We start from the raw sequence: 21,489 nt of genomic DNA, 5'->3' as shown, positions 1-21,489 counted from the left end.
TATTAGTTAGCGCATCGTTAGTATAACATGGAACGCTAGCGCTGTAACTGGTTAATTATCAAAAACTTCTATGAAACAAATAAACATGAAATTGGTTCTGGGCTGTTCAGCGCTGTTGCTGACAGGCCAAGCCTGTACCGATTTGACGGAGACGACCTATGACGTTATTCCAACTAGCGGTACATTCGGTAGCACAGCTGGTCAGCAAGCAGCTTTGATTGGACCTCTTTATAATGGGCTTGGTGACTATTATGGTGCTTTATCTAACCTGAATACCACTACGGATGAACAGATTGTTCCTACCCGGGGTGGTGACTGGAAAGATGGTGATAACTGGAAACGGTTATATACGCATACCTGGGACCCTATTACGGATAATGGTCAGTTCAATGGCCCCTGGACCTGGTGCTATAACAATATCACCAGTATCAACCAGCAGTTAGGTACCATTACGGATGCCAATACAAAGGCTGAATTACGTGCCTTGCGGGCGTTCTTCCATTACGAAGCCATGGACATGTTTGGCAACGTAATCATCTCTGATGCGGTAGGTGCTGCTACTCCAAAACAGAGTAGCCGGGCTGACGTATTTGCCTGGGTTGAAAAAGAACTGCTGGCGGTTTATCCGAGTCTAAGTGATGTAGCGGGTGGTGCTTATTATGGTCGCATGAATAAATATGTGGTCGACATGATTCTGGCAAAATTGTACCTGAACGCGCAAGTATATACAGGTACACCCCGTTGGGCTGATGCGATTACGCGTTGCACAAACATCATCAAATCAGGTAAATTCCAGATTGCCGGTGATTACCTGAGTAACTTCACTACCCAAAATCAGAACTCTCCAGAGTCGATTCTGTCGACTCCGTTCGATAAGTCGAAGCGGACAGGATTTAACGTACAAATGAAAACGCTTCACTACCTGAGCCAATTGACCTACAACATTGGTACAGCGCCTTGGAATGGCTGGGCTACGGTAACGGAGTTTTATAATTCGTTTGACGATAAGGATCTGCGCAAAAAGCAATGGATCGTTGGTCAGCAATACAAAGCCGATGGTACGCCATTAAAAGATGACGCCCTAGACATGGTGTTCCGTCCTGAAGTGGAATCGTTCGTGTTTGATGCTGGTGCGTTTGGTCGACTAGCTGGAGCACGTAGTCAGAAATACGAGATTCAGAAAAACAATACCTATACCGATCAGGATAACGATTTTGTTATCTATCGTTTAGCTGACGTATATATGATGCGGGCCGAAGCTAACTTCCGCTTAGGTAATATCGCTGATGCGTTGCCTGATTTGAATATTGTCCGTAAACGGGCTGGTATGCCAGATTACACAACTATTACTGCGGATGAGTTACTTGCTGAACGTGGTCGTGAATTGGCGTGGGAACAACATCGTCGTCAGGATCTGATTCGTTTCGGACAGTACACAAAAGCATGGCGCTTTAAGCCTGCTTCGGCCGATTTCCGTCAATTGTATCCAATTCCAAAGGATCAGTTGTCGTTGAATCCAAACCTAAAGCAAAATCCAGGTTATTAATTAACCTGTTAATTTTAGGCAAAAGAGCAGGCTCATCTGGGCTTGCTCTTTTGTTTTAGTGTCTGATTAAAAGCCAATTAATTGGTAGAAAATACCTAATCAACCTTCATAATTCCTTACATTTGTAGTCCCTTAAAAACTAAAATCGTCTTAACTATTTCGGGGATCTTCTCTTTCGAATACGATTTGTTTTTCACGTGCTTGTACTAATGCGTATCCCATTAATCGTTCTGGCTATTGGCCTATTCGCTAGTTGCCAGTCAAAACAGCAGACGTCTTCTGATGCGTTGTTTCAGAAATTGTCGCCCGATGAAACCCATGTCAATTTTGTCAATACTGTTACCGACGATAAGGATTTCAATATCTTTAATTACCGGAATTTTTACAATGGTGGGGGCGTGGCCATCGGTGATGTGAATAATGATGGTTTGTCGGATGTATTATTGATCGCCAATATGGGCGAGAATAAACTCTATCTGAATCGGACTGTTGCTGGACAGGGTGAAATACAGTTTGATGACGTTACAACCAAAGCTGGCGTAGGGGGCAAGCACGCCTGGAGTACCGGGGCAACTTTTGCCGATATAAACGGTGATGGACGACTTGATCTGTACGTTTGCAATGCAGGGAATCGTGATGGAGATGACCGTGCCAATGAGCTTTTTATTAACAATGGCAACGATGCAAACGGTATCCCAACCTTTACTGAGCGTGCGGCTGAATATGGTTTGGCCGATCGGGGGTACTCAACTCATGCGGCTTTTTTCGATTACGATCGCGATGGCGATTTAGACATGTATTTGCTCAATAATAGCTTCATGCCCGTTGGGCGACTGGCTTATGCAAACTTACGCGCCCAGCGCGACTCGTTGGGTGGGCATAAGTTGTTCAAAAATTTAATGAGCGAACGAGCGAAAGGCCAAGCCGACGTTCGGCAAAAAGGTGAAAAAACAGCAACTGCATCACCAGTTTTCGAGGACGTATCGGAGAAGGCAGGCATCTATGGCAGTCTTATTGGCTTCGGATTAGGTATCACGATTGGTGATGTAAATGAAGATAACTGGCCAGACATCTATATTTCCAACGATTTTTACGAACGAGATTATCTCTATATCAATAACCATGATGGGACATTTCGGGAATCGATAAAGGAATCGATGCCGCATACAAGCCTCTCATCGATGGGGGCTGATGTTGCCGATGTCAACAATGATGGCAAGCTCGATATTTTCATAACTGACATGCTTCCCGGTAATGATCGGCGATTAAAGAGAAATTCTAGTTATGAAGGGCACGACCTGGAGCAGATTAAGGTTGGCCGAGATTTCCATTACCAGTACATGCAAAATATGCTGCACCTGAATCAGGGAAACCAGCCCGGTAATAATGGCTTGCCAACATTTAGCGACATCGCTCGCTTCTCGGGGGTGCATGCTACGGACTGGAGTTGGGGCGCTCTGATTTTCGACATGGACAATGATGGTAAGAAGGATATATTCGTTGCGAATGGCATTGCCAAAGACGTAACCGATCAGGACTTCGTAAACTTCATGGCCGACGGTGAGAATATGGCGCAGATGGCCCGACAACGGGCATTTAACTTCAAAGAGTTTTTGGATAAAACACCTTCGGAGGCCATTCCGAATTATGCGTTTCACAACGATGGCAATCTCCATTTTACCAATAAGGCTGTTGACTGGGGGCTGGCTGAACCAGACTTTTCGAACGGAGCTGCCTACGGAGATTTAGATAATGATGGCGATCTGGATCTAGTTGTGAATAATGCCAATGCGCTTGTTGCCATTTACCAGAACACATCAAGCGAGAAACACAATGCGAACTACCTGAAAATAAAGCTAGAAGGTGTCGGACTGAATCGAAATGCCATTGGCGCACGGGTATTTGTTTATCAACCTGGCCAAATGCAATTATTACAGCAGATGCCAAACCGAGGCTTTGAGTCATCAGTTGACCTCAATCTGGTATTTGGATTGGGTGAAAAACCTCAGATTGACTCACTCGTAGTGATTTGGCCAGATGATAAAATGCAGACGTTATACCAGCCCAAAGCAAATCAATTGCTGGCACTTCGCTGGTCGGATGCAAAGCAGTTATGGAAGCCATCAATTAATACACAGGCACCGATTTTTCGGGACAATACAGCGGCATCGGGCCTGAATTATCTACACAAAGAAAGTGCCTTTGTCGATTACAATCGGGATGCTTTATTAAAACAACAACTCTCGACACAAGGCCCTGCTTTGGCAACAGGTGATGTAAATGGTGATGGGTTGGATGATGTGTTCCTGGGCGGTGCCAGTGGACAACCCGCTCATTTATTTATACAACAACCTGCTGGCCGGTTTGCCGACAAAACGCCCGCCATCATGAAGCAGGATACAATTTCTGAAGCGGTAGATGCTGTTTTTTTCGATGCCGATGGCGATAAGGATTTGGATTTATATGTGGTTTCGGGCAGTAACGAATTCAGTGCCGAGTCGGAAGAATTGTTAGACCGACTCTACTTGAACGATGGTAAGGGAGTATTCACACGCTCCGAAACTGGCCTGCCTAACCTGAAAGCCAGTGGCTCATGTGTGGCAGCTGCTGATTTTGATCAGGATGGAGATCTTGACTTGTTCGTTGGCTCCCGACTGATTCCGAGTCAATATGGGCGTAATCCGGCTAGCTACCTACTCACAAACGATGGTACGGGTAATTTTAAAAACTACACTAAACGCTTCCTGGCTGATGTTGATCAATTAGGCATGGTGACAGGCGCAACCTGGGCTGATCTTACCGGTGATAAATACCCTGAGTTAATTGTTGTGGGCGATTGGGAGCCAATTAGAGTATTCGAAAACAAACGGGGTAAACTGACTCAGAATCCAGAATTAACAATTAAGGATACGCAGGGAAATCCTATAAAAACGAATGGTTGGTGGAATTGTGTAAAAGCAGGTGATGCCGATGGAGATGGCGACCTGGATTTAGTGGTAGGAAACTTAGGTCTCAATTCGCGCATTCGCGCTACGCAAACTACCCCAGCTGAAATTTACGTGGGTGATTTTGATCATAACGGGACTGTTGAGCAAATCATAAATTGTGCCGATGAAACCGGTGAACTCTACCCAATGGTATTGAAAAATGACCTCCAGAAGGACATGCCTAGTATCAAGAAAAAATTCATAAAGTTTGGGGATTATGCGGGCAAAAAAATCAATGAAATCCTGGACGAAGACCAGTTAAAGCAGGCGGTTGTTAAACAGTCGTTTATGGGAGAAACGGCTATTCTGCTCAATACGGGTAAAGGAAGTTTAACCTTTCAACCACTCCCTACCGATGCTCAGCTATCGCCTGTGTGTGGTGTTGTGTTTACCGATTATGATCACGACGGTCGTACTGATCTCGTATTGACAGGAAATTTCTTAGATGTGCTGCCCGAACTTGGTCGCTACGATGCCAGTTATGGCGTTGTGTTACGTAACAGAGGCAAAGCAGCTGATGGTCGTATGGCTTATGAATCGATCAATCCGGCCATGTCGGGTTTCTTTGTCCGAGGGCAGGTTCGTCGTATGGCGCGACTCGCGCAGGGGCAACTCATTCTTGCAAAAAATAACGACTGGGTACAGGTTTTTAATCTTATTAACAAGTAAATAGAATGGGGTTTGAAGTATGATGTATAATGTATGATATATGAGGTAGTTGACACGAAAGCAATACCTCATATATCATACATTATACATCATACTTCATTCACCGTTCATCATTTATTATGGTGAAGTTTATTGCTTTAGTTCTGACTGCTGGTCTGTTGGTGTTGGTAGGTTGCAACTCATTCAAGTCTGAGAAACAGCTATTTCAAACACTCGATTCTACGCAAACAGGCGTTGGTTTTGTTAACCACCTTGTTCCAACCGAAAAAATTAATATACTGGATTACCTCTATTTTTATAATGGTGGGGGTGTTTCTGCGGGGGATATAAACAATGATGGCCTAACTGATTTATACTTTGTGTCAAATCAGGGTAAGAACAAGCTTTACCTCAACAAAGGCAATTTTAAATTCGAAGACATTACCGAAAAGGCAGGTGTCGCGGGATTTTCAGATTGGCAAACGGGCTCTACAATGGCGGATGTCAATGGCGATGGCTTTCTGGATATTTACGTTTGTGCCGTGGGTAATTTTCGGGGTTTAGAGGGCGCAAATGAACTGTACATTAATAATGGCGACGGAACCTTCAGCGAAAAAGCAGGAGACTATGGACTGGATTTTACAGGTTTCTCGACGCAGGCTGCCTTTTTCGATTATGACCACGACGGCGATTTAGACTGTTATCTACTTAATCATGCCGTACATACCTCACGTAGTTATGACCGTGTAACAGCCCGCAGTCTTCGCCATAACGAGTCTGGTGATTATCTGTTTAAGAATATGACCGTGGAACAGGGCGTAGGTAGCAAGGTACAAACGCCAGCTCCAACCTCTAAGCGTTTCGTTAATGTAAGTGAAACGGCTGGCATTTTCGGTGCTGCAATGGGCTACGGCTTAGGCATTTCGGTGGCCGACCTGAACAATGATGGCTGGGAAGACCTCTATATATCAAACGATTTTCACGAAGACGATTACTACTATATCAATAACCACAACGGTAGCTTTACAGAGAGTGTAAAGAAAGCGTTTCAGCATGTCAGCCGATTTTCAATGGGAAACGACATCGGCGATATCAATAATGATGGCTTTGCTGATGTAGTTACCCTCGATATGTATCCCGAAGAGGAAACTATTGAAAAGTCATCGCTGGGAGAAGATCCACTAGATATCTATCTGTATAAGCTGGCTTATGGTTATATGAATCAATACAGCCGGAATTGCCTTCAATTGAGTCTCTCCGGTAAGAAGTTTATGGACATTGGAGCCATGGCGGGAGTAGCAGCTACCGACTGGAGTTGGTCGCCATTGCTGGCCGACTACGATAACGACGGTATAAAAGACCTATTTATTTCGAATGGCATTGTACACCGACCAAATAACCTCGACTATGTGAAATTTGCGGCTGATGATTCGCTTCGGTATGCGATGGAAACGTCAAAGTCGCTTGATGATCGGGCTATTAAATTAATGCCGGAAGGCAAGGCTCATAATTATATGTATCGTGGCACATCATCGCTACGTTTCGATGATAAATCGACTGCCTGGGGATTCACAGCGCTCAATTACTCCAATGGAGCGGCTTATGCCGACCTCGACAACGATGGCGACCTGGATCTGATTACGAACAATATCGACGACCCCGCTGGCCTCTATCGGAATGATGCCAACACGATCTTTCCAGATAATAAACACCTGACCGTTAAACTAAAAGGTGATGCACCAAATACATTTGGGGTAGGAGGTAAGGTAATCATTAAATACGGCGCGCATGGTGATAGCCTGCAAGTACAGCAATTGATGCCAACACGGGGTTTCGAATCGTCGGTGGCACCAGAATTACTGTTTGGCTTGGGTAAGCGAGATATAATTGATTCCCTGATCGTAATCTGGCCAAACCAGCGGATGGAGATCCGCACCAAAGTAAAAACCAATCAGTCGCTTACATTAAAGCAAGCGGATGCTCAACTTGACGGCACGAATTATCGCTATACGACTCCTGCTATGCATCCGCTTTTCGCTGATGTTACAACGGCTGATTCGATTCCTTACAAGCATCAGGAAAATAAAGAATATTTCGATTATGTGCGCGAGCCATTAATGCCTTTCCAGGTATCGACAGAAGGGCCGCATTTAGCCGTAGGGGATGTGAATGGCGATGGGTTAGAGGATATATATGCTGGAGGTGCTAAATGGAAGGCGGGAAGTTTACTGCTACAACAGGCTGATGGGAAGTTTAAGCCTGCCATTCAGCCAGATTTCGTTAAAGACTCTACCTATGAAGACGTAGATGCTGCTTTCTTCGATGCCGATGGCGATAAGGATCTGGATCTATACGTTGTATCGGGCGGTAACGAGTTCTACGACAAAATGCCGGAGCAGTTCGACCGACTTTACCTGAATGATGGACGCGGTAATTTCAGTCGATCGGTCAATGCATTACCTGCCATGTATGACAACAAGAGCTGTGTTCGTCCTCAAGACATTGATAAAGATGGCGACCTCGACTTATTTGTTGGCGGTCGGGTCGTAGGGTTTGGCTATGGAAAGTCGCCGAATTCGTATCTGTTGATCAATGATGGAAAGGGAAATTTCTCCGATCAAACCGAGATGCGTGCCGACGGACTGCGAAAAGCGGGTATGATTACCGATGCTGTCTGGGCTGATTATGATGGCGATAAAGACCTCGATTTAATTCTGGCAGGAGACTGGATGCCGGTACGAATTTTTGCCAACGACAATGGCAAGTTTGCCGAAGTCAAACCCATCACGACTGACGAAACACCATTGAGTGGGTTTTACCAACGGATCATCGCTGCTGATTTCGACCATGATGGTGACATTGATCTGATAGCGGGCAATATGGGTACAAATACCAAGTTTCGTAAAACACCCGATTCGCAATTACGGATGTGGGTGAAAGATGTGGATAAGAACCAGACCTCTGAGCAGATTATCGCTTACAATCGGGGTAAAGAATGGTATCCACTGGCCTTTAAGGATGAGTTGGGTAAGCAGATACCGAGTATTATTAACAAACGATTCACCGACTATGTGTCCTTTGCCGGAAAGCCGCTAGAGGAAGTACTGAAAGGTGAGGAGCTGAAAGGAGCTGACGAATTTGCCGTTAACCAATTCGCGTCAGTATATCTGGAAAATCAAAATGGTAAGTTCATTGTACATGAACTGCCAATGATGGCTCAGGTCTCGAAATTATTTGCCCTGCAAGCCATTGATATTGACCATGATGGTGACCTTGATGTACTAGGTGGCGGTAATTTCTACGGGGTGAGTACCTATCAGGGACGTTACGATGCCAGTTATGGACTGGTATTGCGCAATGACGGTAAAGGTACGTTTACGTCTTTGTCGCCGGTAGATTGTGGATTTCTGCTTAATGGCGAAATTCGTGACATTCGGCCAATTCGAACAGCGCAGGGTCCATTAATTGTCGTGGCCCGAAACGGAGCTGGATTGCAAGTATTTAAACCATTACTACTTAAGTGAGCAACGTTAGTCAATGTAGTTTCTCCCTAAATTTTCCGTTAATTTTGTAAGTAGTAGCAGACCCGACCATTCTCTGTTTTTATAACTTGTCATTTATTCTATGAACTATTCGCTTCGTTTTGGCTATCTGCTGGCACTTTTGCTGGTTGGAATTGCTGGTTGTCGTAAACCCGCTACACCTGCTGAGTACAATGCCAAAGCTGCTAATGCCGAGTATTACAACGCGGCTCTAAACAAACTCACGGAGGTTATTATTCATGACATTTTTTCGCCACCTGTAGCTAGCCGAATCTATTCGTATGCGAATCTGGCGGGCTACGAAGCACTCGTACCTTTCGACAGTCAGTATGAGTCTTTGGGAGGTAAATTGAAGCGGTTTCAATCCGGTCCTCAGCCAGAAGCCGGCAAAGAATATTGCTTTCCGTTAGCCAGTACGCATGCCTTTTTGACCGTTGCCCGAGCATTGACATTTTCCGTCAATTTTTACGATGAATTTGAAAAGCCCTTCAACGAGCAATACAAGAAAGACGGCGTTCCTGATGAAGTGTACGAACGGTCAATGGCCTATGGAGAGGCCGTTGCCAAACATGTACTGGATTATGCCGCTAAGGATAGCTACAAACAAACACGCGGCTTTAAACATACTGTAACAAATGAAGAGGGTACTTGGGTACCAACGCCCCCAGCCTACATGGATGCCGCCGAGCCACAATGGAATAAGCTTCGTTGCTGGGCAATGGATACCTGTAATCAATTTATGCCCCCTCGTCCACTGCCTTACAATTTAGCCAAAGGAAGTCCTTATGAAAAGGAACTGGATGAGGTATATCAGACAGGAAAAAATCTGGATAAACAGAAACAGGATATTGCTTATTTCTGGGACGACAATGCGTTTGTGATGAACGTAGCGGGGCACGTTATGTTCGCCAGTAAAAAAATGACACCAGGAGGCCACTGGCTCGCTATTGCCCAAACGGTTGCCCGTCAGCAAAAACTAAATATGATACGTACCGTCGAAGCTTACGCGCTTACATCATTTGCGCTAGGGGATGGGTTTATTTCTTGCTGGGACGAAAAATACCGGAGTAAAACAGTGCGGCCTGAAACGGTCATCAACAAATTCATAGACCCTAAATGGACGCCATTTTTGCAAACCCCTCCTTTCCCCGAATATCCCAGTGGACACAGCGTTATTTCCACTGCTGCGGCTACAGTATTGACCAACTTAATGGGTGATAATGTCGCTTTTACAGATTCTACAGAATTTAAATATGGTCATGGTGTTCGATCGTTCAAGTCATTCAGGAATGCTGCCGACGAAGCTTCCATTAGCCGAATGTATGGTGGTATTCACTATCGATCGGCCCTGGTGAACGGGCAATTAGAAGGCGAAAAAGTAGGAAAATGGGTGATCGAAAAAATCCATGCTCGAAAAGCAGCTGTAGCCAGTCGTTAATTGTTAAATGATAATTAAAAAATCCCCACTCCAACAAAGTGGGGATTTTTTTTAGTAACTGGCAGAGGTTAAGGCGATTACTAAATCCTTTTTATTATGATTTTACGTGTACAAGTACTGATGATCGTTATGCTTATTGGTCTAGCCAGAAATTTATGGGCACAATCGGCAACGGCTGATACAACGCAACCACAAGCCACTAAAGGCCAACAGACCTATCATTCTATAAGCAGATCCTCAGAAGATTCAAGCCGATCTATTTTCAATTTTAAGGCAGCCCCTATTTACGTTCGTACAACTCCTTTTTCAATTTATACCGGAGCGGGTAGCCCTAAAGACCGCATTGCGCAAAGTATTGAAATCGGTAAGTCATTTAATGTAATTGATTTAGGCGTTGCTTTCGGTCGAAATTCGCTCCGTCCTGATACGTCTTTATTTCTGGAAGGAAGAGTAACCATGGACGTGGCCAATTATGGCATTTTTGCCAACGAAATGACCATTGGTGCAGGCCGGGTTTTTGATAAACAGGGAAGTTTAATGCTCGAACTAACCTATAGTATTATGGCACAGATTGCCCCTCGTGTGGGCATTGGCCTGACAACAGGTTATTACGATTTCAGTAGTGAAACAACAGACAGTTCCAAAACATTTTATGGACTTTACCTGCGGTTTGGGCTCTTACGAACCGACTCAGGAGGGTTATTGGGTGGAAGTACTCGTGGACGCGGACGCCCAGTTCGGGTAGGACGTCCCCACAGACATGGCCGTTAGCGTTTACCCAGTCCTCTTATGCCACTTAGATTAGTTTATAGGTAATCATGGTATTATTTTTAGGCTTTATTTCACCTATGATATATTTATGAACAGAAAATACCTATTGGTCGGCTTGATGTTAATGTCTGGTCAACTCTTGCCCACGGCTCATGCGCAGACAGATAATACTGCCTGGCAGATTATTGGTCAAAATATTAACTCTGCTAATTATTACGGTATTACCGTTGCTAATGGAATGATTGGCCTTGTTTCGTCGCCAGAACCCATGAAAGTGAAAGATGTTGTGCTTAATGGAGCTTTCGATACCTACGGTCGGGGGCGTGTCTCGAACATCCTGAAAGTGTTCAACTTTGCCAACATGAATCTCGAAGTAGACGGTCAGCGGATTGGGCCGAAGGAGATTGCCAATTACCGTCAAACGCTCGATATGCAAAAAGCAGCGCTGACGACTACATTCGATTATAAAGATAAAGTCAGCGTTAAGCAGACCATGATGGCACTGCGTCATCTGCCGTTTTCTGAGCTAACGATGGTTGAGATTACTGCTAAGAAGGACTGCGAGATTATCCCGATGAGCGTTATCGAGACACCAGAGAATCTCAAAGAAGTCAAGAATTTCTATTCGGAAATTGACCGATCTCATGTAACGATTCGCCTGTTAACATCAGTCGCAAAAAGCCCATCAGGACGCCATACGGTAGCGGCCTCCACCAGTTTTGTTTTTGAGGAACCGCACGGCCAAGAGCCCGATGTTATCCATGAAGATTGGGACTATAACATGCACCTCGCCAAGTTTAAAAAGCGACTGAAGGCTGGAGAAACCTATCGATTTAGCGTCGTAGGCTCGGTATCGTCAACGGCACATACCGCTGATCCACACAACGAAGCTGAGCGGTTGACTCTTTTCGCGGCTCTCGAACGTACGGAGCGCCTGTTGACGCGCCATACTGCCGAATGGGGCAAACTCTGGCAGAGTGACATTATTATTGAGGGTGATGCTGATGCGCAAAAAGCGGTTCGGTCGGCACTCTATCACTTATACTCATTCGTGCGGGAAGGTACCGGTTATAGTCTGTCGCCGATGGGGTTGTCGGGTTTAGGTTATAATGGTCACGTGTTCTGGGATACGGAACTTTGGATGTATCCACCGATTTTGACCTTAAAACCTGAAATCGCTAAATCTATGCTCGAATACCGATTTGAGCGTATGCAGATGGCACGGCAAAATGCATTTAGTCATGGCTATAAAGGTGTTATGTTCCCGTGGGAGTCAGATTCTGGCGGGCAAGAGGCTACTCCCGTTTGGGCCTTAACTGGGCCCTTTCAACAGCATATTACTGGTTGTATAGGCTGGTCATTCTGGAAATACTATCAGGTTACGAAAGACAAAGAGTGGCTTCGTACGAGAGGCTATCCAATGTTGAAAGAAGTAGCTGATTTCTGGTCTAGCCGCGTTGAACGGGAAGGACCAGGAAAATATCACATCAATAATGTGATTGGGGCCAATGAATGGCAGGAAAATATTGATGATAATGCATTCACTAACGGTATGGCAAAAACGTCGCTTTTGTACGCCATACAAGCCGCGCAGGAATTGGGTATAGTTGCCAATCCTGATTGGAAATTAGTTGCCGATAATTTGTTAATATTAAAATTTCCAGATGGTGTAACCAAGGAAAATCGTACTTACGACGGCGTTATGATTAAGCAGGCCGATGTAAACCTGCTGGCTTATCCACTCACTATTGTCAAGGATGAAGCAAGTGTCAAAAAAGATTTGGCGTATTACGAGCCACGTTATTCGCCCGAAGGTCCAGCTATGGGATGGTCAGTTTTGTCGACACTGCATGCTCGTTTAGGCGAACCGGACAAAGCGTATGATTGGTTTGTGAAGAGTTATAAGCCAAACGAAGTGCCACCATTTGGCGTATTGGCGGAAACAGCAGGCGGTACAAACCCCTATTTTGCAACAGGAGCGGGTGGAATGCTACAGGCTGTTTTAAATGGATTTGGAGGGCTGGATATTACAGACAGCGGCATTACACAGCTCAAAACCAAACTTCCGAAGAAATGGAAGTCTCTGACAATTAAAGGGGTAGGGCCACAATTGAAAACCGTTCAGGTAGAATAAAAAATAGTTTGCAGTAACTAGGATAAAATGGAATAATATCAGAGTTACTGCAAACTAATTAATATCATTTACCACTGGGCAATGGGCAGGTGGGCTGACTGCAATTCCAGTTGGACGTCTTTTGACCCAATAGCCATTTTATTTAAGGCAATATAAATTGCCTTAACCGCATTTTCGATACGTTCCCAGCCTTCTTCGCTTCGTAGATCAATGCTAATCATAGTGCGATCGTTTTGAGCCATAATAGTCAAATAAGTCATTGCACCAAGAACAACCGCCGAAATCGCTTGTGTATCGGCCCCTTTCACAAACGATAACTGGCTCACTAGCCGTGTCATTTCTTCATCCTGTGCTCGGGCTGTTGTTTCGGCAATCGAGTCGTTTTCGATAACACTTGCTTTCAGGACTTCACGTGCAGCTTTAAACGTACGGAAATAACGGTAGGTTTGAATGACCTGACGATACCAAATACGGGCTACATCTGACTCGTGTAATGGACGAATTTGGTCTAGTACAGCGGGGGTAAAGACTGGGAATAATTTTCCCATTTTTACATAGTATTCCAGCAGACCTTCCATCCCACCAAAATATCTATAAATTAACACTTTACTGACATTTGCTTTTTCGGCTACCCGGTTTACACCAACGCCTTCTAAACCGCGCTCTGCTATTACGTCTTCTAGCGCTTCAACAATGCGTTGAGTGGTTTTCGAGCGGTTCCGCCTGATTTTCTCATCTTTCTCCATAATAATAGCATTCATTACAATTCACATATATGTCACCCCCTTTGACTAAAATCAATAATGAAAGTCACTTTAGTAAACTATTATCTGTCAGTCAATTAATATAAACTAACGGATAATAACGTCGATCAAGGGATTTGAGAATATAATTAATGAAATAATTCCCTTGTACCAGATATTAGGGGAAATACCAATAGATAATCGCCAAAAATGCCCTTTAAGTTGACTAAGCCCTATTTCTTACATTTTTTGTGCCATAAATTATACATAGTTACTGACAATTACCAATTTAACTTTATGGGAAAAGTACAAATAATAATAATAATACGAAGGATAACACTTTTTATGTAACTAATGATTTTTTTTTGTTTAAAAATTAATAATCAAAATTTATAGATGATGTATAATTAATGGTGGAATGTAAGAAGTTACTATCTAGCTGTTTTGACACTTGCCTGGGCAAGTGTGGTATTGATACTGACTTTATCAAGCTCAAGAGCTAATAACTAAGAATGAGTTTATGTGTATTTATAGGCCCACCAGATTAGGATGCCCTGCAAAGGCAATCTAGCCCAACGTAACCAGGCTGGAAACTTACGAAAGCGGCTTGAGGTAGCCATATAAACGTTAGCCGGAAATACGGCGATCAATAGTAGCATAATCCCCCAGGCCGACAGCGAACGTGTCGCTGGAAACAACAGCCCAATACCCAGAATCACTTCGGCGACACCACTTAATGTTACCATCAGATTATGCGCCGGAATATAGGGCGGCATAATGGTTAAGTAGGTTTTAGGATTGATAAAATGATTTAATCCTGCTACAATATAGACCAGGGCCTGTAGGCAAAGAAATAGATAGCTCATGCGCGGTCGATTCACAGGATTTGGATACTATAACGAATTGACTAACCCTTAACAGTACAAACGCCAGGCCAATATAATTGGATTGGCCTAGCGCTTGTAATCGAAGTCTGGTTGTTATGTATTTTACCCTCTACTCAATTATGTGTCCTACAAAACCCGCTCTGTTGTCTAAGATTAGCCCACCGCGTCGAAAGCCAACCCCACAGGCTTCGCCCGCATAGAAAACACCCGCTTGATACAGATAGCCGCCTGAATCCTGAGGGAAGTCAATATATTGCTGGTAGATTTTTGGGTAATCTCCATAATCTCCGTCTGCAACCTGACGTTCCGTTCCGTCTGCATGTAGAATACGGGTGTTAGCCCCCTCTCGCCCAAACAAAACCTTCTCTACACAAGACTTTCCTGCGAGTGGCTTGCTATCGGTTTCCAGAAGCAGTGGGTGATTGGGGTAAAGCTCCCAAAGGATTTTTAATATGTACTTCGATTGAAAAAGTAGTGTATAAGCCGGATTCAGCACAACCGCTAGCCGTTTACGAACAATTTCAGTTAACAGATCGACTAGTTCGGGCTCCTCTTCTGCGATGGATTCCCAGGGAATTAGCTTAAACCAGAAGTCTAATTTTTCAAACTGTCCGTTTTTAGGGTTTTGCCAAAAAATACCTTCTTCTGACGAGAACTCAACGTTATCCACAAAATCGAATTCGATGTCGAAACCAGCTTCGCGGGCGGCTTCGCCAAGAAGAGCCACGTTGGCATCATCTTCAGCAAAATTACGCATGGCTGATAGTAGCAATGTCGGTTGCAGGTCGGGGTTCATAGCCAGAAGTTCCTCAAACTGACCAGTCAATGTTTCGAACACTGCGTTGAATTGCTGGCTTTCATCATGTCCATTCGCTTTTAGATGGGCATACTGTACAACGGCTGTTTCAGGTAAGCAGGTCGCTGTATCTGCATTAAATTCAATGAGTTTGATACCTTGCCCATCTATTCCGCCAGCCAGATCAAAGCGGCCATAGAGATGAATATGGCGATCATCGTTCCAGGATAGTTTAATAAGCTCGACGAGGTTTGCTGGAATGCCCATTTCGGCAAAGCGATTTTCATCAATAATGTGCTGCCCTGCTGCTATAAACATCTCGAACAGTTCATTGGCAGCCTCATAATAAGCATCAGCTTCGGCAGGTTGCAGAACCACCACTTCATTTGTCAGATAGGGCAGTGTATCCTGGCCAAGCATCCAGTCCCAGCCTAGATTATGAAGTTGGGTATCGGGCGGAGTCGAGAGTCTTTGGAGAGAAATCATGTTTTCGAGATTTACCCGGTACGAATTACGATTCTTGCGAAAACAATTCGTAATTCGTACCGTGCTGTAAATCTCGCTTATTCCTATGATCCGAATTACCTTATTTTCAATTAGTGTGTTACTAACCCTGACAATCGGTCAGGCTTCTGGACAGTCGGCTCAAAAGCAAGCCGCCGTCCCTGTTATTTTCGACACCGATATGGGTCCAGACTATGATGACGTCGGCGCTATTACGCTGCTTCACGCCTTCGCCGATGAGGGACAGGCTAAGATTCTGGCAACCATTGCCAGCACTAACTATCCTAAAGTAACACAGGTGCTGAGCGTGTTGAACACCTATTTTAACCGCCCAAACATCCCGATTGCTGTACCGAAAGGTCAGGCTGTAAGTGATAAAGATACCCAACACTGGTCAGATACGATCGTGGCCCGGTATCCGCACCGCATCCAGTCGAATAATGATGTTCCTGATGCCATTGCTCTTTACCGACAGATTCTGGCTAAACAGCCCGACCGTAGTGTAACGATTATTACGGTTGGTTTTGTTACCAATTTGGCCAACCTGTTGATCTCTAAACCGGATAAATATTCGAAGTTGTCAGGCCGAGAGCTAGTTGCTTTGAAGGTTAAGAGTTTGGTCAGTATGGCTGGTAAATTTCCAAGTGGTCGTGAATACAATGTATTTAGAGATACACCATCATCCAAAATTGTTTTTGCCGATTGGCCAACGCCTATTCTGATGAGTGGGTTTGAAATTGGCGAAAAAATTCACTCAGGCTTGCCATTGACTCAAAACAAAGCTATTCAGCACAGTCCTGTTAAAGATGTCTTCTCCATTAGCCTGCCAAAGTCGAAAGAAGATAAGGACGGGCGTATGAGTTGGGACCAAACCGCTGTACTAGTGGGTGTAAGGGGTTATGCACCTTATTACACGGTTAAATCCGGACGATTGACGATGAACGCCGACGGCTCAAACGGTTGGGACGATACGGGTAAAGGGCATCAGCATTTGGTAGGGAAACTGCCCGCTCTGGAGGTTGAAGCCTTGATAAACAAGTTGATGCAACATCAACCTAAGAAATGATAAATAGCGACTTGAAATCAGTCATTTGTCGCGTATAATGGGCAAAAAAGTGTTCTGATAGTATGACAGAGTTACTAAAAGACGCGCTTCATAAAGCGGCTATGTTCTGCGCGTATCAAGAGCGTACACAACAGGAAGTTCGTGAACGATTGAAGGAGTGGGCCGTTTTGGGTGATGATGCAGAAGAAATCATTGCCGAACTGATCCAGCAAAATTATTTGAATGAAGAACGATTTGCGAAATCGTTTGCCGGAGGGAAATTTCGCGTGAAAGGCTGGGGCAAGCGTAAAATTAAACAGCACTTACAGCAACGCGGCATTTCGGGTTACAACCTCGACCAGGCCATGAAGGAAATTGCTCCCGACGATTATCAGGATACACTAAAAGAATTGTTAAACCGAAAGCGCCAGAGTATTCGTGATGACAATCCCCTAGTTATCAAACAAAAACTTGTGCGCTATGCGCTAAGTAAAGGCTACGAGTCTGAGTTGATTTTTAGTGTATTGAATGACGAGTAACGCAGATGGTTCGGCACCCGATAGGAAGTCGCAATTATAAACAAATAGCCAACGCGGCTTTCTATCGGTACTAGAACTAGTCGCATTATAGTATGAACCTGCAAAAAGTTTCCATTATTTTAATCAACTACAACTCTCACCAGTTTACGTACAGCTGTGTTAATTCGATTATTGAGAAGACTAAACGGGTTGATTACGAAATAATTATCGTTGATAATAACTCGACTGATGCGGACTATGAAGCGCTAAAATCAATTGCTAGCCATTCCAAGGTTCAACTCATTCGTAGCCGAATAAATCTTGGCTTTTCGGGAGGCAATATGCTGGGTGTGCAGTTCGCTGATCCTCGTGCTGACTATTACTATTTCTTAAATAACGATTGTGTGTTACGTACAGATGTATGTAGCCAATTGGCCGCGTTCATGGATGCTACACCTGATGCAGGTTTGTGTGGAGCGCAAATGTTTAATGGCGACGGGGTTCGGCAAATAACTTTCGGTTATTTGCCTACACTCGGCAGCAAAATTCTCGGTCATGGCTTTGTGCGAATGCTTAATCCTGTCATTTATCCACCTACTAAACAGGCATATACCGAACCAATACGAGTGCCGTTCGTAATGGGTAGCACCCTATTTCTGAGGGCATCGGCATTTAATCTGATTGGGGGATTTGATGTAGCCCATTTTCTTTATGTTGAAGAAGAGGATTTGGCAAAACGGTTGTTAAGAGCAGGCTTCTTTACTTACTTAGTTCCTCTGGCTGAGTACGTTCACTTTACGGGTCAGAGTACCGTTCGTAATTACGACGTTGATAAAGAGTATTACATTTCACTCTTTTATTATTTTCGAAAATACCATTCCTGGCCGGCGCGGGCTTTATTTCGGGTCTATTACTTCATAAAGAATGGCCGCAAGTTTTGGCGAGATCCGATTTATGGTCGCTTGGCCTGGTTTATTGGACGGGGTAGTCCAATGCGCGAAAGCCTACGATATAGACAGACAATCAGGCCGTAAAATCAAATACCCTAAAATTAGTCAACTAGAAATGAGTTTACTCCTAAAGTAGGTGGCTTTATGGGTTAATTTGCGCTTGAAAACGCTATTCACCATGTTCAATTATTTAAAAGAGTCTTTTGCTCGAAAAAAGGCAAGACGCGTTACGGCTAAATATCCGTATGAAGTAAATACGTTTCAATTGGCAAAAGAAGGCACTGTCGAATTCGCCAACTGGAAAAACCCATTGATTCCCCCTAAAACGATTACACAGGCTGAAATTAATTTTTTTCGTCGGTTTGCTACGCCAGGTAGTTTCAGTATTGATGTAGGGGCCAATATTGGCGATACCACCGTACCAATGGCGTTGGCCGTAGGTAAAAACGGCTTAACGCTCGGGTTTGAGCCAAATCCAATGACCTATGAAATTCTGGAAGCCAACGCTGGCTTAAATAAAGCAACCAGTAACATTGTGCCGCTACGATATGCTATTACCGAAGAAGAAGGTGAGTTTTTCTATTCATCATCTGAGGCATCATTTGGCAACGGGGGGGTATCGGCTAGTGCTAGCGAAGCCGATCAGCATGGAAAATTTAAGCTTCCTGAAAAGGTGAAAGGTATTAATCTGGATAAGTACCTAAACGAAAATTATAAGGATTATCTGCCCAAACTGTCACTCATAAAAGTGGATGTAGAAGGCCATGATAAAGATGTATTGCGATCAATTTCGGCACTTATTGATCAATATAAGCCAACACTAATTGCGGAGTGTTTTAGCGAGGCAACATTAGATGAGCGCGTCGAACTGTATCAGATTGTTGCCAACCACGATTATACACTCTATTATTTCGGTGATTTTGATGAGAATACGGAAATTAGTCAAATCGGCCCCCACGATATGAACCGATGGAAGAACTTCAATTTTTACGCATTACCTAATTCCTCGTCGAAGAAGCCTTGAAACCAAGATTCGTCTAGCAAAAAGGTCGAAATCCGATAAGGGTTTCGACCTTTTGCTGATTATACTACTTGTTTATACCGAAGTACTCGTAGAAATAGTCCGCTGGTTTCAAGTTAAGCAATGTTTTCCGGTTCTTAACTAGATCATCGTAGGTCATAGCTTCAATTTGATCAGGTGTAAAGTTTAGGGTCGATTCTGGTTTTTTTCGAGTGACGATCCCTAATCCCTGATCGCAGTCGAGCACGAACACGTTTAGATCGGGCCGCTGACTGCGGAGGTGAATAATGGTTTTCCAGACGTCGCCATTCCACTCGCCCACTTCCCAGTCCTCAAAGCGCCCTGCCGCACCCGCGGTTTGTGGGTTGCAGTCGTGCATGACAATCACGCCATCGTCGCCCATGTAGTTGAGCGTATTTTCAACATCGCGGAGAGCGAAATGGTATTCATGCATACCATCGACTAAAGCTAGTTGTAGCTTTTTTTCGGAGAAGACCTGCTTGGCGTCCTGCGCAAAAAAATCATCGCTGGTTTTTTCAAAATACTGATTGTTCAGATTATATGGATTCAGAATGGCTTTCCCAAATCGGCGACCAGCATCGAAAATAAACTTCGGATCAACCGCAACTTTAAAGGAACTCTTGATACGAAAGAAAATATGACCGTTCTCGACCCCAATTTCCAGGTAATTCTTTAGGCCTTTCTGACGCATCAGAGCTTGAATAACGTCTAATCGATTCATTCTGAAAATAGGAGTAGTAGTATAATGGAATAGAGAAAGTTCAAAAATAGAAAAGTCCCAGTTCTGAACCGGGACTTTTCTAGTAAATGGGGTATTTATACTTAAAAATCAGCGTCAAACGTAATGCCTTTGGGTTCTTCTACCACTACGGCAGGTGCTGGATTTTCAGCATCCTGTGGTTGCGAAGCAGCTGCTTTAGCTGCTTTAAACTTGGACATTACTTCGCCCCGCTGATATTCGCCTACTCGCTTCTCAAAGAAATTGGTTTTTCCCTGCAACGAAATCATATCCATGAAGTCGAAAGGGTTCGCTACGTTGTAGATTTTACGTAAGCCAAGGGTTACCAGCAGGTGATCGGCCACGAACGCAATGTACTGCTTCATCAGTTCGGCGTTCATGCCAATAAGCGATACGGGCAATGCATCAGCCACAAACTCCTGCTCAATTTCAACAGCATTGCGGATGATGTCGTAAATCTCTGACTCAGGTAATTTGTTGACAATGTGATCCGTATATAGCATACAGGCAAAATCTCGGTGCAGACCCTCATCGCGGGAGATTAACTCGTTGGAGAAGGTTAAGCCAGGCATCATACCGCGCTTTTTGAGCCAGTAAATCGAGCAGAATGAACCCGAGAAGAAAATACCCTCGACAACGGCAAAGGCGATAAGGCGCTCGGCAAACGTACCATTATCGATCCAGCGCAAAGCCCATTCGGCTTTTTTCTGAACGCACGGAATGGTGTCGATTGCGTTTAATAACCGATCTTTTTCAACGGGGTCTTTAATGTAGGTGTCAATCAGCAGCGAATAGGTTTCAGAGTGGATATTCTCCATCATCACCTGAAAGCCGTAGAAACATTTCGCTTCGGCATACTGTACTTCCGACAGGAAATTGACGGCAAGGTTCTCATTTACAATCCCATCTGACGCAGCAAAGAACGCCAGCACGTGCGAAATGAAATGACGTTCGCCATCACTGAGGCTATTCCAGTCTTTCATATCCTGCCCTAGATCGATCTCTTCGGCTGTCCAGAACGACGCTTCGTGAGTTTTATAGTATTCCCAAATGTCCCAGTGCTTAATTGGGAACAGCACAAAGCGGCCTTTGTCTTCTTCTAAGATGGGTTCAATTGCATCATTCTGTACCATAGTATCGGGTGTGCTTTTATGCATAAAAGCCCAGTCAGACGATTGGGCTGAGTAGCTACTTATAGA

The 21,489-nt window shown here is 44.3% G+C and carries 15 protein-coding genes; 10 read left to right on the top strand and 5 right to left on the bottom strand.

The features are described from left to right. The first annotated feature begins 70 nt into the window (after nt 1-70). The 6 genes from GO755_RS06535 (at nt 71) to GO755_RS06510 (ending at nt 13,066) form a co-directional block, all read left to right on the top strand. The gene (locus tag GO755_RS06535; protein ID WP_157583916.1) at nt 71-1,546 is read left to right on the top strand and encodes a RagB/SusD family nutrient uptake outer membrane protein; all 1,476 of its coding nucleotides are present in this window, start codon (nt 71-73) and stop codon (nt 1,544-1,546) included. Nucleotides 1,547-1,755: 209 nt separating this feature from the next. After that, on the top strand, nt 1,756-5,202 hold the full coding sequence (locus GO755_RS06530; protein WP_157583915.1) for a VCBS repeat-containing protein: 3,447 nt from the start codon (nt 1,756-1,758) through the stop codon (nt 5,200-5,202). 119 nt (nt 5,203-5,321) lie between these two features. Next, on the top strand, nt 5,322-8,705 hold the full coding sequence (locus tag GO755_RS06525; protein ID WP_157583914.1) for a VCBS repeat-containing protein: 3,384 nt from the start codon (nt 5,322-5,324) through the stop codon (nt 8,703-8,705). A gap of 100 nt (nt 8,706-8,805) precedes the next feature. Beyond that, complete coding sequence (locus tag GO755_RS06520) at nt 8,806-10,161, top strand: vanadium-dependent haloperoxidase (RefSeq protein ID WP_157583913.1); 1,356 nt, start codon at nt 8,806-8,808, stop codon at nt 10,159-10,161. A gap of 96 nt (nt 10,162-10,257) precedes the next feature. Next, a complete protein-coding gene (locus GO755_RS06515; protein ID WP_157583912.1) occupies nt 10,258-10,932 on the top strand; it encodes a hypothetical protein in 675 nt (224 codons plus the stop codon). A gap of 118 nt (nt 10,933-11,050) precedes the next feature. Beyond that, nucleotides 11,051-13,066 (top strand): glycosyl hydrolase family 95 catalytic domain-containing protein, encoded by a 2,016-nt coding sequence (locus tag GO755_RS06510; RefSeq protein WP_394351012.1) that lies wholly within the window; start codon nt 11,051-11,053, stop codon nt 13,064-13,066. Between the two features lie 68 nt (nt 13,067-13,134). Here the strand turns inward: GO755_RS06510 and GO755_RS06505 are convergent, their stop codons facing one another. From GO755_RS06505 to GO755_RS06495, 3 genes are all read right to left on the bottom strand, one after another. Next, nucleotides 13,135-13,827, bottom strand: a complete 693-nt coding sequence (locus GO755_RS06505) for a TetR/AcrR family transcriptional regulator (RefSeq protein ID WP_157583910.1) — start codon at nt 13,825-13,827, stop codon at nt 13,135-13,137. Between the two features lie 500 nt (nt 13,828-14,327). Continuing rightward, nucleotides 14,328-14,675, bottom strand: a complete 348-nt coding sequence (locus GO755_RS06500) for a DoxX family protein (RefSeq protein WP_157583909.1) — start codon at nt 14,673-14,675, stop codon at nt 14,328-14,330. Between the two features lie 130 nt (nt 14,676-14,805). Beyond that, the gene (locus GO755_RS06495; RefSeq protein ID WP_157583908.1) at nt 14,806-15,978 is read right to left on the bottom strand and encodes a glutathionylspermidine synthase family protein; all 1,173 of its coding nucleotides are present in this window, start codon (nt 15,976-15,978) and stop codon (nt 14,806-14,808) included. Nucleotides 15,979-16,063: 85 nt separating this feature from the next. On the opposite strand from GO755_RS06495, the gene GO755_RS06490 reads away from it, so the two are divergent. The 4 genes from GO755_RS06490 (at nt 16,064) to GO755_RS06475 (ending at nt 19,533) form a co-directional block, all read left to right on the top strand. Next, complete coding sequence (locus GO755_RS06490; protein ID WP_157583907.1) at nt 16,064-17,062, top strand: nucleoside hydrolase; 999 nt, start codon at nt 16,064-16,066, stop codon at nt 17,060-17,062. 62 nt (nt 17,063-17,124) lie between these two features. Continuing rightward, entirely contained in the window at nt 17,125-17,580 is a 456-nt protein-coding gene (locus GO755_RS06485) for a regulatory protein RecX (RefSeq protein WP_157583906.1), read from the top strand. Between the two features lie 92 nt (nt 17,581-17,672). Continuing rightward, nucleotides 17,673-18,593, top strand: a complete 921-nt coding sequence (locus tag GO755_RS06480) for a glycosyltransferase family 2 protein (RefSeq protein ID WP_157583905.1) — start codon at nt 17,673-17,675, stop codon at nt 18,591-18,593. A gap of 94 nt (nt 18,594-18,687) precedes the next feature. Next, nucleotides 18,688-19,533 carry an FkbM family methyltransferase gene (locus GO755_RS06475; RefSeq protein WP_157583904.1) on the top strand — a complete coding sequence of 282 codons (846 nt, stop codon included), beginning with the start codon at nt 18,688-18,690 and terminating at the stop codon, nt 19,531-19,533. A gap of 64 nt (nt 19,534-19,597) precedes the next feature. Here GO755_RS06475 and GO755_RS06470 read toward each other — a convergent pair whose 3' ends face one another. Both GO755_RS06470 and GO755_RS06465 read right to left on the bottom strand, forming a co-directional pair. Continuing rightward, entirely contained in the window at nt 19,598-20,272 is a 675-nt protein-coding gene (locus GO755_RS06470) for a class I SAM-dependent methyltransferase (RefSeq protein WP_157583903.1), read from the bottom strand. A 101-nt stretch (nt 20,273-20,373) separates the two neighbouring features. Beyond that, nucleotides 20,374-21,423 carry a ribonucleotide-diphosphate reductase subunit beta gene (locus tag GO755_RS06465; RefSeq protein WP_157584157.1) on the bottom strand — a complete coding sequence of 350 codons (1,050 nt, stop codon included), beginning with the start codon at nt 21,421-21,423 and terminating at the stop codon, nt 20,374-20,376. Nucleotides 21,424-21,489: the final 66 nt, after the last annotated feature.

It is taken from the genome of Spirosoma arboris (assembly GCF_009754945.1).
Lineage (GTDB): Bacteria > Bacteroidota > Bacteroidia > Cytophagales > Spirosomataceae > Spirosoma > Spirosoma arboris.
Note: the sequence above shows the minus strand (reverse complement) of the source record. Positions and strands in the feature narration are given on the sequence as shown.

What these genes read in the sequence shown, in the direction of transcription:
- GO755_RS06535 (WP_157583916.1), top strand. Translation starts at nt 71, where the DNA reads ATGAAACAAATAAACATGAAATTGGTTCTGGGCTGTTCAGCGCTGTTG.
- GO755_RS06530 (WP_157583915.1), top strand. Translation starts at nt 1,756, where the DNA reads ATGCGTATCCCATTAATCGTTCTGGCTATTGGCCTATTCGCTAGTTGC.
- GO755_RS06525 (WP_157583914.1), top strand. Translation starts at nt 5,322, where the DNA reads ATGGTGAAGTTTATTGCTTTAGTTCTGACTGCTGGTCTGTTGGTGTTG.
- GO755_RS06520 (WP_157583913.1), top strand. Translation starts at nt 8,806, where the DNA reads ATGAACTATTCGCTTCGTTTTGGCTATCTGCTGGCACTTTTGCTGGTT.
- GO755_RS06515 (WP_157583912.1), top strand. Translation starts at nt 10,258, where the DNA reads ATGATTTTACGTGTACAAGTACTGATGATCGTTATGCTTATTGGTCTA.
- GO755_RS06510 (WP_394351012.1), top strand. Translation starts at nt 11,051, where the DNA reads ATGTTAATGTCTGGTCAACTCTTGCCCACGGCTCATGCGCAGACAGAT.
- GO755_RS06505 (WP_157583910.1), bottom strand. Translation starts at nt 13,827, where the DNA reads ATGAATGCTATTATTATGGAGAAAGATGAGAAAATCAGGCGGAACCGC.
- GO755_RS06500 (WP_157583909.1), bottom strand. Translation starts at nt 14,675, where the DNA reads ATGAGCTATCTATTTCTTTGCCTACAGGCCCTGGTCTATATTGTAGCA.
- GO755_RS06495 (WP_157583908.1), bottom strand. Translation starts at nt 15,978, where the DNA reads ATGATTTCTCTCCAAAGACTCTCGACTCCGCCCGATACCCAACTTCAT.
- GO755_RS06490 (WP_157583907.1), top strand. Translation starts at nt 16,064, where the DNA reads ATGATCCGAATTACCTTATTTTCAATTAGTGTGTTACTAACCCTGACA.
- GO755_RS06485 (WP_157583906.1), top strand. Translation starts at nt 17,125, where the DNA reads ATGACAGAGTTACTAAAAGACGCGCTTCATAAAGCGGCTATGTTCTGC.
- GO755_RS06480 (WP_157583905.1), top strand. Translation starts at nt 17,673, where the DNA reads ATGAACCTGCAAAAAGTTTCCATTATTTTAATCAACTACAACTCTCAC.
- GO755_RS06475 (WP_157583904.1), top strand. Translation starts at nt 18,688, where the DNA reads ATGTTCAATTATTTAAAAGAGTCTTTTGCTCGAAAAAAGGCAAGACGC.
- GO755_RS06470 (WP_157583903.1), bottom strand. Translation starts at nt 20,272, where the DNA reads ATGAATCGATTAGACGTTATTCAAGCTCTGATGCGTCAGAAAGGCCTA.
- GO755_RS06465 (WP_157584157.1), bottom strand. Translation starts at nt 21,423, where the DNA reads ATGGTACAGAATGATGCAATTGAACCCATCTTAGAAGAAGACAAAGGC.